At 70.7% G+C, this 13298-nt stretch carries 12 protein-coding genes and 1 tRNA gene; 6 read left to right on the top strand and 7 right to left on the bottom strand.

Annotated features, from left to right (window positions below):
- The first annotated feature begins 3 nt into the window (after positions 1–3).
- Genes BU204_RS11780 through BU204_RS11770 form a run of 3 tightly spaced genes read left to right on the top strand, consistent with a single transcriptional unit; the run spans position 4 to position 2713 of the window.
- Positions 4–1353, top strand: a complete 1350-nt coding sequence (locus BU204_RS11780) for a replication initiator (protein WP_075125668.1) — start codon at positions 4–6, stop codon at positions 1351–1353.
- Complete coding sequence (locus BU204_RS11775) at positions 1350–1535, top strand: helix-turn-helix transcriptional regulator (protein ID WP_075125667.1); 186 nt, start codon at positions 1350–1352, stop codon at positions 1533–1535. The genes BU204_RS11780 and BU204_RS11775 overlap by 4 nt, the downstream gene beginning before the upstream one ends.
- Positions 1535–2713 carry a tyrosine-type recombinase/integrase gene (locus BU204_RS11770; RefSeq protein ID WP_075125666.1) on the top strand — a complete coding sequence of 393 codons (1179 nt, stop codon included), beginning with the start codon at positions 1535–1537 and terminating at the stop codon, positions 2711–2713. Before BU204_RS11775 ends, BU204_RS11770 begins: the two co-directional genes overlap by 1 nt.
- 60 nt (positions 2714–2773) lie before the next feature.
- On the opposite strand, the gene BU204_RS11765 is transcribed toward BU204_RS11770, so the two are convergent.
- The 6 genes from BU204_RS11765 to BU204_RS40020 form a co-directional block, all read right to left on the bottom strand.
- Positions 2774–2846 (bottom strand) — tRNA-Lys (locus BU204_RS11765).
- A 60-nt stretch (positions 2847–2906) separates the two neighbouring features.
- A complete protein-coding gene (locus BU204_RS11760; protein WP_075125665.1) occupies positions 2907–4349 on the bottom strand; it encodes an FAD-binding protein in 1443 nt (480 codons plus the stop codon).
- Between the two features lie 171 nt (positions 4350–4520).
- Positions 4521–5891, bottom strand: coding sequence for an NAD(P)/FAD-dependent oxidoreductase (locus tag BU204_RS11755; RefSeq protein ID WP_075125664.1), 1371 nt, complete (start codon positions 5889–5891; stop codon positions 4521–4523).
- Positions 5888–6718: a ferredoxin gene (locus tag BU204_RS11750; protein ID WP_075125663.1), complete on the bottom strand. Its 831-nt coding sequence runs from the start codon at positions 6716–6718 to the stop codon at positions 5888–5890. Before BU204_RS11750 ends, BU204_RS11755 begins: the two co-directional genes overlap by 4 nt.
- Positions 6715–7419, bottom strand: a complete 705-nt coding sequence (locus tag BU204_RS11745; protein WP_075125662.1) for a DUF4142 domain-containing protein — start codon at positions 7417–7419, stop codon at positions 6715–6717. The genes BU204_RS11750 and BU204_RS11745 overlap by 4 nt, the downstream gene beginning before the upstream one ends.
- A gap of 21 nt (positions 7420–7440) precedes the next feature.
- Positions 7441–7605 carry a hypothetical protein gene (locus BU204_RS40020; protein WP_158073446.1) on the bottom strand — a complete coding sequence of 55 codons (165 nt, stop codon included), beginning with the start codon at positions 7603–7605 and terminating at the stop codon, positions 7441–7443.
- 254 nt (positions 7606–7859) lie between these two features.
- Here BU204_RS40020 and BU204_RS11740 point away from each other — a divergent pair, with 254 nt between their 5' ends.
- Positions 7860–8831: an NAD(P)-dependent alcohol dehydrogenase gene (locus BU204_RS11740; RefSeq protein WP_075125661.1), complete on the top strand. Its 972-nt coding sequence runs from the start codon at positions 7860–7862 to the stop codon at positions 8829–8831.
- Positions 8832–8860: 29 nt separating this feature from the next.
- Positions 8861–9115, top strand: coding sequence for a hypothetical protein (locus BU204_RS11735; protein ID WP_075125660.1), 255 nt, complete (start codon positions 8861–8863; stop codon positions 9113–9115).
- A 16-nt stretch (positions 9116–9131) separates the two neighbouring features.
- Here the strand turns inward: BU204_RS11735 and BU204_RS11730 are convergent, their stop codons facing one another.
- Complete coding sequence (locus BU204_RS11730) at positions 9132–12179, bottom strand: AfsR/SARP family transcriptional regulator (protein WP_075125659.1); 3048 nt, start codon at positions 12177–12179, stop codon at positions 9132–9134.
- Between the two features lie 142 nt (positions 12180–12321).
- Here BU204_RS11730 and BU204_RS11725 point away from each other — a divergent pair.
- On the top strand, positions 12322–13298 hold a 977-nt coding region (locus BU204_RS11725; RefSeq protein WP_143229460.1), incomplete at its 3' end, for a VCBS repeat domain-containing M23 family metallopeptidase.

Raw genomic sequence — 13298 nt, 5'->3', positions numbered from 1 at the left:
CCTCTGTTCACAACAGACGATCGAATCGCCGCCCGGCTCCGCGCCGCCGACTACCAGGACTGGCGCACACGGGTCGAAGCGATCGGCGGATGCGCGAAACCGATCCGGCTCCTCGGCTCCTCCCGCCTCGTGCACACCCCCACCGGCGCCCTGGTCGACGAGCACGCGGGAACGGCCTGGGTGCCCTGCGGCAACCGCCGCAGCGCGATCTGCCCGACCTGCTCCGACCGCTACGCCGCCGACGCCTTCCACCTCGTTCGCGCTGGCCTTTCCGGTGGCTCCAAAGGCGTCCCCGAATCGGTCACCGACCGCCCACGCGCGTTCGTCACCCTCACCCCGCCCTCTTTCGGACAGGTCCACAACCGAGCGTTCAGCTCTGCCGGCCGCCCGCTGCGCTGCCCCTGCGGCGACCGTCACCACGAGCACGACCCGCGCATCGGCACACCGCTGGACCCTGACCACTACGACTACCCCGGCGCGGTGCTCTGGCAAGCCCACACCGGCGTCCTGTGGCACCGATTCGTCACGCGCCTCCGACGCGAGATCGCCAAACGCGCCGGCATCCGCGTCCGCGAGTTCGCCCAGGTCGCCCGCCTCTCCTACGGCAAGGTGGCCGAGTACCAGCGACGCGGCCTCGTCCACTTCCATGCCGTGGTCCGCCTCGACGGCCCCGAGGGCGCGGCCGACACTCCGCCGGCCTGGGCCACCACCGACCTCCTGGAAACCTCCATCCGAGCGGCGGCAGCCGCCGCCGAGGTCAAGACCGTCCGACCCGACGGCGGTGTTCTCCAGCTCGCGTGGGGCGCACAAGTCGACATCCGCCCCATCACCCGCGAACACGACGTCGAGGACGACGACGGGCAGATCAGCGAGAAACGCCTCGCCGGCTACATCGCCAAGTACGCCACCAAAGGAACCGGCAAGACCGAAGCCGCCGACCGCCCCATCCGCTCCCAACTGGACATCGACCACCTGCGCGTCTCCGACCACCACCGGCGCATGATCCAAACCGCGTGGAACCTCGGTGGGCTCGACCGGTACGAGGACCTGAACCTGCGGCGCTGGGCGCACATGCTCGGCTTCCGCGGCCACTTCCTCACCAAGTCCCGCGCTTACTCGACCACCTTCAAGGCCCTCCGGGGTGATCGACAAGCGCACCAGCTCGCCGAGCGCCTGACCGCCCTGGGCATTCCCGCCGAGGACTTCGACGACATCACCGTGATCAACGACTGGGAGTTCACCGGTACCGGCTACGCCGACGACGCCGAACGCGAACTCGCCGCAGCCATCGCCGATCGCACCCGGCAATCGCGCCTCACAAGGCACAGAGCAGAACAGGAACCAGCAGCATGACCACCAACAAGCTCTGGGGCATCAAAGACGTCGCGGAGTACCTGGGAATCCCCGAGCAGACCCTCTACCAGTGGCGCACCAAGGGCTACGGCCCGCCCGGACGCCGGGTCGGCAAGTACGTCCGCTTCCGCCCGGCCGACGTGATCGAGTGGTTCGAGAGGCTTCCCGCGGAGGTCGCCTGATGCCTCGGCCGCCGATGCCGCTCGGCACCTACGGGAAGATCAAGGTGAACGAGGTGACACCGGGGCGGTTCCGTGCGCGGTGCAAGTACCGCCACTACGACGGGAAGGTCTACCAGGTTCAGCGGGACGCCGGCTCCGAGACGGCAGCCGTGAACCGGCTCAAGGAAGCCATTCGGGACTGGGTGACGCCCGCACAAGCAGGCACGTTCGGACCGGACAGCCGGTTCCGAGATGTCGCTCTCGGGTGGCTCGCGGAGTTCGAGCGAGACGCCGGCCGCGGGTTCAACTCGTGGGGCTCCGTCGACACGTACCGGAACCGGCTGACGCTGATCGTCCTGCCGGAGATCGGCGAACTGCGGGCTCGGGAGATCGCGACCTCTCCCGTTGTGCTCGACCAGGTGTGCCAGAAGACGCGCGACAGGATGAGCGCCAGTTCGGCCAAGATCGTGAAGTCGGTCATCGGGAACGTGTGCATGTTCGGCGTCCGGGTCGGCGCGTTCGAGACCAACCCGGCCCGGGACATCGGCCGCATCGAGTCCAAGAAAGCCAGGAACCGGCCACAACGGCCGCGAGCGCTGACCACGTCCGAGGTGCTGGAGCTGTTCGGCAAGCTCGACACCGACGACAAGGCGGTGGCCGCCGACCTGCCCGACCTCGTGCGGTTCTTCCTGGCCACCGGTGAGCGGACCGGCGAAGCGCTCGCCGCCGACTGGCGCGACTTCGACCCTGATGCCGGGGAACTCACGATGGCCGGCAATGTGATTCGGGCGACGGGGAAGGGCAGGATCGTCAACCGCGGGAAGACGGACAACGCGGAGCGGCCGATCCCGCTCCCGCGCTGGTGCGTGACGATGCTCGTCGACCGGCACGAGCTGCTCGGGCGGCCGACGTCCGGTCCGATCTTCCCGAGCACGACCGGCACGATCCGCGAAGCGACCAACGTCCGTAACCGGGCGTGGAACCCGTTCAAGCAGCGTGCGGGGTTCGAGTGGGTGACCTTCCGGACCTTCCGCAAGACCGTGGCGACCCTGCTCGACGACGCGGGGCTGACGGCACGCCAGATCGCGGACATCCTGGGCCACGCACACCCGTCGATGACCCAGGACGTGTACATGGGACGGCAGGCGGCCAGCCGCGACGGCGCGAACGCGCTGGACGCCACTCTGGGAAAGAGGTGAGTTTCGGTGGGAGTCGATCAAGGTTCCCGGCTGAACAGCCTCGTTGACCAGGCAGAAGAGTGGGCCGCCTGGGGCTCGAACCCAGAACCTACGGATTAAAAGTCCGCAGCTCTACCAATTGAGCTAACGGCCCGTACTTGGGCGTCATGCTACCGAGGTCCTGGGGAGCGTGTCCGGTATGGCCGGACTTGGCTCACCGGTGGTCGAAGATGCGCTGGCCGGGGGCCAGAACGTGCCGCGGATCGTAGGTTCGCTTGGCCCGGGCGAACCGCCCGTAGTCCGGCCCGTAGTGGGCGCGCCAGTCCGCTGGGGTGAGGGGGATGGCGCCTACCGGGTAGTGGGTGCCTCCCACAGCCCGGGCGCGGTCGTACAGAGTCCGGTTGACCGCCAGGAGCCGGCGCACCTCGGCCTCGTCCTGCGTGGGCACGGTGCGCAGGATGGCCAGCAGGAACACCACCTCGCTGTCGGGGAGGGAGACGAACGGCCGCGTGGCCAGGTCACGTGGCACCGGGTACAGCAGGACGACACCGCCGGTGTCGGCTGGGGTCAGGTCGGCCAGGACTTCGGTGACGTAGGCATCCACCGCCCCGTCGGGTAGGAACACGTTGATCCACGGGCCCGGCAGCCGTAACGGCTTGAGCTGCTCGACCAGCGCGTACACCCGGTTCAGCCACTCGAAGTACGGGACCTCGGACACCTGGGTCGACGCCGGGTCCAGGCCGGCCAGCAGTGCGGCGTCGTCGGGCGCCGCGGGTGGGGTGTAGTACTCGACGCCCTCGAGCATGAACTGCCAGCCGCCGCCCTCGGCGGGGAGCAGCTGGCCCTCGAGGTAGCTGAACCGGCGGTCGGCCAGCGCCCGGCGCTGGGCGGCGGTCATCGACTCGAGGTCGGGGTAGAAGAGGTTGTAGACGCGCGCGGTGGTCTCCGCCGGCACCAGCCGTACGGTCGCGCGGACGATGATCGCGAACTGGCCGAGGCCGCCCAGGACGGCATCGAACAGGTCGGGCCGCTCCGTGGGCGAACACCGGAGAAGTCGGCCCTCACCGGTCACCACCTCGAGGGCCAGCACGTTGTCCACCTGCAGGCCGAAGTGCGAGGAGGCGCCGCCGATCCCGCCGATCGACAGCGTGCCGCCCACCGAGAGACCGAGGTAGTCGGTGTTCACCGGGGGTGTGAGCCCCTTCTGCAGCGACGCCCGCACCAGCTCGAGCCACTGCACGCCGGCGTCCACGACCGCGTGGTCGGCCTCCACCCGGTGCACCGTGGCCAGCGTCCGCGAGTCGATCACCACGCCGCCGCGGACCTGGGCCTGGCCGAACGTCGAGTGGCCCTGCCCGCGCATGGCCACCCGCAGCCCGTGCCGGTTGGCGTACCGGACGACCAGCACGATGTCCCGAACTGAACCCGGCCGCAGTACGGCGACCGGCCGCCGGTGCACGATGTGCCCGTAGTCGTCCGCGGCCTCGGCGAGCGACGCCTCGTCGACGACCAGCTCCCCGTCCAGCTCCGGGAGCCGGACCGCGTCCGGCGCGGCCTCGGCGGCGGTGACCCAGCCGGTCCCGGCGGGGTCGAACGCGACCACCCCCACGGCGGCAGCACCAGTCAGAAACGCACGCCGGCCCAGGCGGGAGTCCATCGCGGTCTCTCCTTCGGCTCGATTGGAGGCCGGCGCACCATAACTCACCACAACGGGGATCCGTTACCCCTGTTGCCAGGTCCGCATGGAACGAACGGCGGACCAGTCCACTTGGGACGATGAGGAGGGTCCCCGGCGGGCGGGGGCGCGCCCACCCGCCGGGTCCATCCCTCAGTAGGCCGGGGCGAACTGCGGGGAGCGGACGGGGTTGGCCCGCTGGGCCGGCCTGTCCACCTTGTGCAGGTCGCGCTGCGTGGGCAGCGAGTGGCGACCGGTCGCCCTGGCGCGGTTGGGCTGACGGGCGGCCATCGCCTCGGCCGGAATCGGGCGCGGGTCGACCGGGACGGGCCGCTCGCCGGGGGCGGGGTTGTGCCGCATCACGGTCTCGGTCCAGGTCAGCACGGCGCCCGGGCTGTCGAGGCCGATCACGCCCATCAGGCGGCCTTCCTTCACGTACCCGACGACCGTGCCGTTGCCCTCCGCGGGCGTACCGAGCGAGATGGTCTCCGTACCCATCTTCGGCACGCCGGCGGCCTGGATGCGCACGCCGAACTGCTCGGTCCAGAACCTCGGCATCGGCGTGAACGGGCGGGCGGCGGCGCGGCCGGCCAGCAGGCTCTCGGCAGCGGCCCGACCCATCTCCACCGCGTTCAGCCAGTGCTCGATGCGCCGCGGCTTGTCGTCGAACCGGAGGTTCGGCCACTGCGCGACGTCACCGGCGGCCACCACGTCCTCGGCACCCACCACGTGGCAGGTCGGCTCGCAGACCACGCCGTCGTCCAGCGGCAACCCGGATCCCCGCAGCCAGGACGTCGCCGGGACCGTACCGGCGGCGACGATCGCGCACGAGGCGAGCATGTACGTGCCATCGCTCAGGTGCAACTCGATGCCGTCGGGCCGGGGCACCCAGTGCCGCACCGACGTCTCCATCGCCAGGTCGACGTGGTGGTTGCGGTGCATCTCGGTCATCCAGTTGCCCAGCTGCGGGCCGAGCACGTTCCCAAGCAGGTTGGGGCCGCGGCCGATGATCGTCACCTCCCGGTTGAGGTGACGCAGGCTGCAGGCGATCTCGCACCCGGTGAAGCCACCACCGATGATCGCGATCGGGCCGCGGCCGGCGGACACGGCCCGCTCGATCGCGAGCGCGTCCTGCATCGTCCGCAGGCCGAGCACGCGCGGGTCGTGGTACGGCACGCCGGCGATGCGCCTGGCCTCCATGCCGGTCGCGATCACCAGCCCGTCGTACTGGACGTCCTCGCCGCCGGGGAGGCGCACGACGCGCTTCTGCGGCACGAGGTACGCCGCCGGGGTGCTGAGCCGCCACTTCGCACCGATCTCCCGGTACGCGGGCAACATCAGGTCCGCGGGCTTCATCGCCCCGGTCAGCAGCTGCTTGGACAGCGCCGGCCGGTGATAGGGCGGGGTCGCCTCGGATCCCACGATCATGAGCTCACCGTTGAACCCGAGTTCTCGGAGCCGCTCCGCCGCGCGCAGGCCTGCCAGTCCGGCGCCCACCACGACAACTCGTTCGAGCCGGCTCATTTGCTCCCTACCTCCTGCAACTGGATTGCCCGCATAGGACAGGCTCGGGCTGCCGCCTGCGCGCCGGCCCGGCTGTCGTCATCCGGATCGCGGACGTAGCGCAACCGTCCGTCCTCCAGAAGCGTGAACAGTTCTGGTGATTCCATCTGGCAGATGCCGTACCGCTTGCACCGCTGGTTGTCGACCGCCACCCGCACCTGCCGGGCGCCTCCGCTGACTCCCGAGGGCTCCTGCACGGGAGAGGCGGCGACCGGGGCGGCTCCGAGCAGACCGGCGCGGATCAGCACCCGCGGCGGCACGCACCGCAGCACGGTCAACGTGACCGCCGGGACCAGCACGGTGAACCCGCCCAGCCAGAGAGTGGACAGGTGACCGTTGGCGATCGCGCCGAACCAGGAGTGCAGCACGAGCATCGCCACCGCGATGTACGCGAGCTGGTGGAACCGCAGCCAGCGGCGGTAGTTGACGAACCGCTTCAGCCCGACGGCGATCGCGATCGCCATCATGAGCTCGAGGCCGAGGATGCCGAGGGTGTGCCGGAACAGCCCGCTGAACGGCACCGCGATGCCGGTCAGGTCCAGTCCCTGCTCGCGCAGCAGGAGGAAGACGATCGCGTGCGTGGTTCCGGCGGCCAGCGTGAACGAGGCCAGGATCATGTGCCCGGAGCGGATGGCCTGGTACCCGGTCAGTCGCTTGATCCAGCCGGTCGCGGTGAAGATGCCCCAGCAGAGGGTCAGGCACATCAGGACGTAGGCGGCCCGGGCGGAGAGGGCGGCGACTTCGCGCACCCCGACGTCGTGGCCGGGCAGGGCGAGCTCGAGGGTCATCTCTCGGCTCCGTGCGCGCTGAACGTCCGCACCAGGCCGAGGGTCGCCCCGACGGCGAAGACGCCGAGGATTCCGGCGAGAGCGAGGTCGCTGCCGCCCAGCTGGTTCTCGGGGTTGTCCAGCGAGCGCGCCGAGGCCTCCCCGAACAGGCCGTTGGACATCACGTGACCGGTCCCCTCGAGGATCGTCATGTGCTTCATCACGATGTCGTTGGCCGCCTGGGCGAAGTCGCGGATGGTGTCGTTGCGCGTGCCGGCCCGGACTTCGGCGACGAGCCCGAAGACGGAACCGTGCGCGGCACGCAGCCGGTTGGCGAACACCCGGTCGAAGTCGTCGCCGGACGCCGCGGAGATCTCGTCCATCCACTGCTGCTGCTTGGAGCCCGGGGCGTCCGGGAGGTCGACCCCGAACTCCTCCGCGATCTCCGCGATCTGCACCTCGAGCTGCTTGTGGTCGGTGGACAGGGTCCGGCCGACCTCCCTGACCTTCTCCGAGTTGCCGCGCTCTGCCGCGAGGTCGCCCATCGGGATTTCCCAGAGGTTGGCGAACTTGATCGTGAAGAGGAACTCCCGGTCCCGCGCGTCAAGCTCCTTCGAGTTGGTCTGGGCTGGTTGCGCGAACGCCAACCAAGCCGCGGGGAAGGCCGACAGGAGGATCGCGAGAACCCCGGCCGCAACCGAGCGAATAACCGCGCGACGCATTCTGTTTCTCAATTCGACGATTTAGTTCGTGGAGTTCTGGCCGACGATGTCGTGCGTCGGGTGGTCGACCGACGAGCCGGGCACCGCCCCGTACTCACTGCTGGTGCCCTCACGCAGGTTGCAGGCGCTGAGCGCGGCCACGGCCATGGCGGTCACCGTCACCAGTCCCACCACCCGAGTCCTCATGTCACTGCTCCTTCCAGAGCTGGTCGCCGGTCGACGCCTCTATATACGGCGGATAACGGGACGACGTTCAACGCGATCACGACCACGCGGAGTGATGCAGGTCACATTTCAGCCGTCAGGCGTTTCGCCAGCTCCTCGGCCGCCTCCGCGCGGAGACAGGCAGCTCAGGACAACTGTGAGCATGGTTCGCGTACGGCGTCTCTGCGATGATCGCCGACGTCGGTCGGGGACCACGCCATCTCCTGGGGAGCACGATGAAGGCGATCCACTACCGCCGGTACGGTCCACCCGATGTCCTCGAGCTCGTGGACCTCGATCCGCCGCCGGTGGGCGACGACGACGTCCTGGTGCGGGTACGGACAACCTCGGTCAACCCCCTGGAAGCACACCTCATGCGCGGTGAGCCGTACCTGGTCCGGGCGGTGATGGGCCTGCCCCGGCCGAGGACGGGCAGGCTGGGCGCGGACCTGGCCGGGGTCGTCGAGGCGGTGGGCCGGAACGTGACGACCTACCGGGCGGGCGACGAGGTGTTCGGCTACGGAACCGGCACGTGGGCCGAGTACGTCGCCCTCCGGGCCGACGGGGTGTTGCTGCCCAAGCCGGAGCGGCTGACCTTCGAACAGGCCGGTGCGGTCGGAATCGCCGCGTTCACCGCCCTGCAGGCGCTGCGGAAGAAGGCAGGGGTGCGGGCCGGCCAGCACGTCCTGGTCAACGGGGCGTCGGGGGGCGTCGGGACCTTCACGGTCCAGGTCGCCAAGGCGCTCGGCGCCGAAGTGACCGGTGTGTGCAGCACCAGGAACGTGGAGCTGGTCCGCTCGATCGGCGCCGACCACGTCGTCGACTACACGGCGGAGAACTTCACCGCCGGCGAGCCCCGGTACGACGCCGTGATCGACATAGCGGGCAGCCGGACCCCCTCGGAGATCAAGCGGGTGCTCACGCGCAAAGGCGTGCTGGTCTCGGTGGGCGGACCGATCAAAGGCATGTGGGTGAGCCCGCTCACCGGGCCGCTGACGTTGGCCGTGCGGTCGCTGTTCGGCAGCCAGACCCTGACCCCGATGCTGGCCAAGGGCAACCTGGCCGACCTCGAGGTCCTGCGTGACCTGCTGGCCGCCGGCACGGTCACCCCGGTCGTCGACCGGACCTTCCCCCTGGCCGACGCGGCCGCCGCGATCCGGTACCTGGAGGACGAGCACGCCAGGGGCAAGGTCGTGCTCACGGTGTGAGGTCGCAACGGCCGTGGTGGAATCGCCGAATGGGTAGCTACCAGGGCCAGGCGACGCTGGTCATGCGCGACGAGACGACGATCGAGGGCCAGGCGACGATCCGCACCAGCAAGCGTCTGTGGGAGGGGACCATCGTCGTCGGTCAGGAGGAGCGGGAACGCGCGCGCGAGGCGACGCGGATCGAGCTGCCGACCGGGGAGAGCCGGGGGGTCTCGACCGGCGAGGCCGAGGTGGACAGCGCGACCGGTGCCTATGTCGTCTCGTTCGCGAGCAACGACGGGTAGGCGTCCGGAGCTCGCCTCACCGCTGCGGAGCGGGTCTGTCCTCGGGGATCAGGGCCAACACGGCCAGGCCCTCGATCTCGTTGCCCAGGTGGTCGTAGCGAGCGAGGGCCTGGTGAAAGGCGTGCACCGCGCGCGCCGTGTCGCCGTCGGCCTGGTGGGCAGTACCAAGTGCGGTGAGGGCCTGCGCCAGCTCGAGATCGAGGCCCGGTCGCTCCGCGAGCTCGACCGCCCTCGTGAGGAGCTCGATGCCGGCGGCCGCCCGCCCGGCCCGGGTCTCGAGGGTTCCCAGCAGCCTCAGGCACGTGGCCTGTCCCCAGAGAACACCGTGCTGGTCGAACACGGCCATGCAGCGCTCGATCGTCCGGCGGTTCACGGCCAGGCCCAGGCGCACCGCCAGCTCCGCGCGGGCCAGCATCAGGGAGGTCCCGAGCAGCGGCTCGCGCCGCCGGCAGTACCGGTCGACCGCGTCGTCGAGCCTGCTCAGTACTGGCGCGGCCGAGGCCCGGCTCGTGCACGCACGGGCGAGCTCAACGAGAGCGAGCACCCGGTCGTACATGTTGCCGGTGCGTTCGGCGAGCTCGAGGCCGCGTTCGGCACAGCCGGTGGCCTCGTCGTATCGGCCCTGGTGGCGGCTGGTCAGGGCGCGCAGGTGCCACGGACGGGCCTGGGCGAACTCGTAGCCGAGGCCCTCCGCCATCCGCGCCGCGACCTGGGCGAGGGCGTTGGCCTCGGCCAGGTCGCCGCGGCGCAGGCTGACCAGCGCACGCAGGCCGCACACGTCCACCACGCCGCGCCGGTGGCCGAGCTCGCGAAGGGTCGCCTCGGCGGCCTCCAGGTCGAGCGGCGGGGTCCGCGCGCCGACGGCCTGCAGGTACCCGAGGTTGCGCGTGATGACGGCCGCACCGAGGCGGTCTCCGGCCTCGACGCACGCCCGCGACGCGAGCTGGTGGGTGAGCAGCCAGTCGTCGTAGTGGCCGCGGTGGGCGTAGTAGTCGACGACCTGGACCGCGATCTTCCAGGCGTGGGTGGTGAGCCCGGACCGCACGGCCTGGCGGACGGCCGCGACCAGGGTGCCGCGCTCGGTGTCGAACCAGGTCAGTGGGTCGCGGACCACCTCGGCGGCCAGGTTCTCGTCCGGGTGCCAGCTGGGCGCCTCACCCGGCCAGACGATGTGCTCCGCCAGCGCCCGGTCGGCGACCCCGGCGACGGCGAGCAGGGTGTCCAGAGCCCTGGTCAGCGCGGCGACCCGCTCCTGCTCGGTCTCCTCGTGCTCGGCCCGTTCGCGTGCGTAGAGACCGACCAGGCCGTGCAGGCGGTAGTGGAAATGTCCGGTCTCAGTGGCCGTGCCGACCAGCAGCTGGGTGTCGACGAGCCGCTCGAGCAGGGTGTCCGTCCTGGCCGGCGGGAGATCGAGCAACGCGGCGAGGAGCCAGGTCGGCCAGGCCGTCAGTTCCAACAGCGCGAGCATGCGCAGGGCCCGCTGGCTGTCCGGGTCGAGCTTCCGGTAGCTCGCCTCGATGCTGTCCCGGACGGCGAGGTCGCCGGTGGCCAGCTCGCCCAGCCGCTGCGCCTCGTCGTCGAGCCGGGCCGCCATGCGGGCCAACGGCCAGGCCGGCCGGGCCGCCAACCGCGCGCCCACGATGCGCACGGCGAGCGGCAGGTAGTCGCACCTGGCCACGATCGCCGCGGCGTCGGCCGGCTGGGCCGCCACCCGTTCCTCTCCGAGGATCGTCGCGAGCAGCCGAACCGCCGCCGCGTGGTCGAGGGGAAGGAGGGGAACCTGCCGAGCGCTCAACCCGGTGAGCGTCGTGCGGCTTGTTACCAGCACCGCGCAGGTGGCGCTGCCGGGTAGGAGTGGGCGAACCTGCTGCTCGCCGGCCGCGTTGTCGAGCACGAGCAGCACCCGGCGGTCGGCCAGCAGCATGCGCAGGGCGATCGCCCGTTCCTCCACACCGGTCGGCAGCGCCTGACCGTCCATGCCCAACGCGACCAGGAACTGGGCGAGTACGCGTGCCGGGTCGGCCGGTTCCGGCTCTGTGCCGCGCAGGTCGGCGTGGAGCTGACCGTCTGGAAAGGACTCCCGCAGCCGGTGGGCAACGTGCACGGCGAGCGTCGTCTTGCCGACCCCGCCCTGCCCGGTCACCGCCAGCACCGGCGTGGCGGTGGTGGACAAACCGCCGGTCAGGGCATCGACGACCGCACCCACCTCGTCCTCGCGGCCGACGAAGTCCCCGATGTCCGGCGGAAGTTGGTTGGGCGCCGGAGCGGTGTCGGGCGGCGAAGCCGCCACCGAGGTCGTGCACCGCTCGAAGGGGCTGGCGAGTACCGGCTCACCGGCCAGGATCGCCCGGTGCAGCTCGGCGAGCTCGTGCATCGGCGGGATGCCCAGCTCGTCGTCGAGCACCATGCGCCCCTGCTGGTACGCCGTCAGCGCCTCAGACCGGCGCCCGCACCTGGCCAGGGCCAGCATCAGCTGGCCGCGCAGGCCCTCGACCAGCGGATGGGCGGTCACCAAGCGGGCGAGCTCGCCGACCACGTCGGCGTGCCGACCGAGCCCGAGCTCGACCGACATCCTGGTCTCGACGGCGACCAGACGCAGCCGTTCTAGTTGGGCGGCCTCCGCAGCCAGGGCTGGGGTGTCCGCCGTCTCGCTCAGCGCGGGGCCACGCCACAAGGCTTCCGCCCTGGCCAGCTGGTCGACCGCTGTGGACAGTCGCCCCGCGGCCAGGCTCTGCTGTCCATCGTGGACGAGCTGGGTGAACACGCGGGAGTCGACCTCGTCGTCGGGGGCCACCAGCTGGTAGCCGCTGCCCGCCGTCACCAGCAGCGCACTGCCGGCGTCGCCGAGCAGCCGCCGCAGCCGCAGCACGTAGGCCTGCACGGTGTTCAGCGCGGAGGATGGCGGACGATCTCCCCACAGCTCGGTCGTCAGCCGATCGGTGCTGACGACCTTGCCGGACTCGGTCAGCAGGATCGCGAGGACGAGGCGTTGCTGTCGCGCCCGGACAGCTGTCCAGCCGGAGCCGGTCGCGACTCTGAGCGGGCCGAGTACCTGAAACCGCATCACGTCCTCATCTCCGAACAGCGGTGCGCACCCGTTGCCGTCAGCGCCGGTTCAACGAGCCGTCAGCGGCGAAGACCACTCTGTGCTCGTTCGATTCTTACCTAGAGAAACCAGGTTCGGTTAACTTCTTGCAAGGAGTGCCATGTTCCGCAATATTCGGCTCGCGAGGGTGGTGGGCAGCGCCGTCGCGGCCGTGGGCTTAGCCGCCGGGATCGCCATCGTCGCCCCTGGTACGGCGTCCGCCGCACCGAACTTCCAACTGCCTTTCCAGTGCAACGACAAGTGGCGTCTGAACACCTGGGACAGCGGCCACGCCCCCGCGCTGGACATGGTGCACGAGCCGCAGTCGAACACCGAAGGCCAGCCCCTGATCGCGCCCGCGGCGGGCACGGTGAACCAGTCCTTCTACCACAGCAACGCCGGCAACGTGATCCAGATCAACCACGGTGGCGGTCACTTCACGACCTACATCCACCTGCAGTCCCGTTCGGTGGGGGTCGGCACCCGGGTGTCGCAGGGTCAGGGGATCGGTCGGGTCGGGCACACCGGGCCCACCTCCAACGGCGTTCCCCACCTGCACTACGAGCAGGGCTACGACAGCAACGGTGACGGCAGCGCCAGCTGGGGCTTCGCGGGTGCCGAGCGGGTGACGGCCCGGTTCAACGGCGTGGCGTACGGCCCCGGCGCCGGCGGCGAGTGGCGCAACGTGGTGAGCAGGAACTGCGGCGGCGGGGGCGGCTCCTCCGACGACGTCACCGGCGACGGACGACCGGACCTGGTCGGCCGGACGGCCTCGGGCGATCTGCTGCTCTACCCGCACTCCGGCACGGTCAACGGCGAAGCCACCTGGCGGTCGAACACCAAGGTCAGCCACGGCTGGGGCGGCATGACCGCGATGATGCCCGGCGACGTCACCGGCGACGGACGACCGGACCTGGTCGGCCGGACGGCCTCGGGCGATCTGCTGCTCTACCCGCACTCCGGCTCCGTGAACGGCGAAGCCACCTGGCGGTCGCACACCAAGGTCAGCCACGGCTGGGGCGGCATGACAGCGGTCCTGCTCGGCGACGTGACCGGCGATGGGAAGTCGGACCTGCTCGGGCGGACCGAATCGGGCGA

Source organism: Actinophytocola xanthii (assembly GCF_001921205.1).
Taxonomy (GTDB): Bacteria; Actinomycetota; Actinomycetes; order Mycobacteriales; family Pseudonocardiaceae; genus Actinophytocola; species Actinophytocola xanthii.
This window is presented reverse-complemented; position numbering and strand designations above follow the sequence as displayed.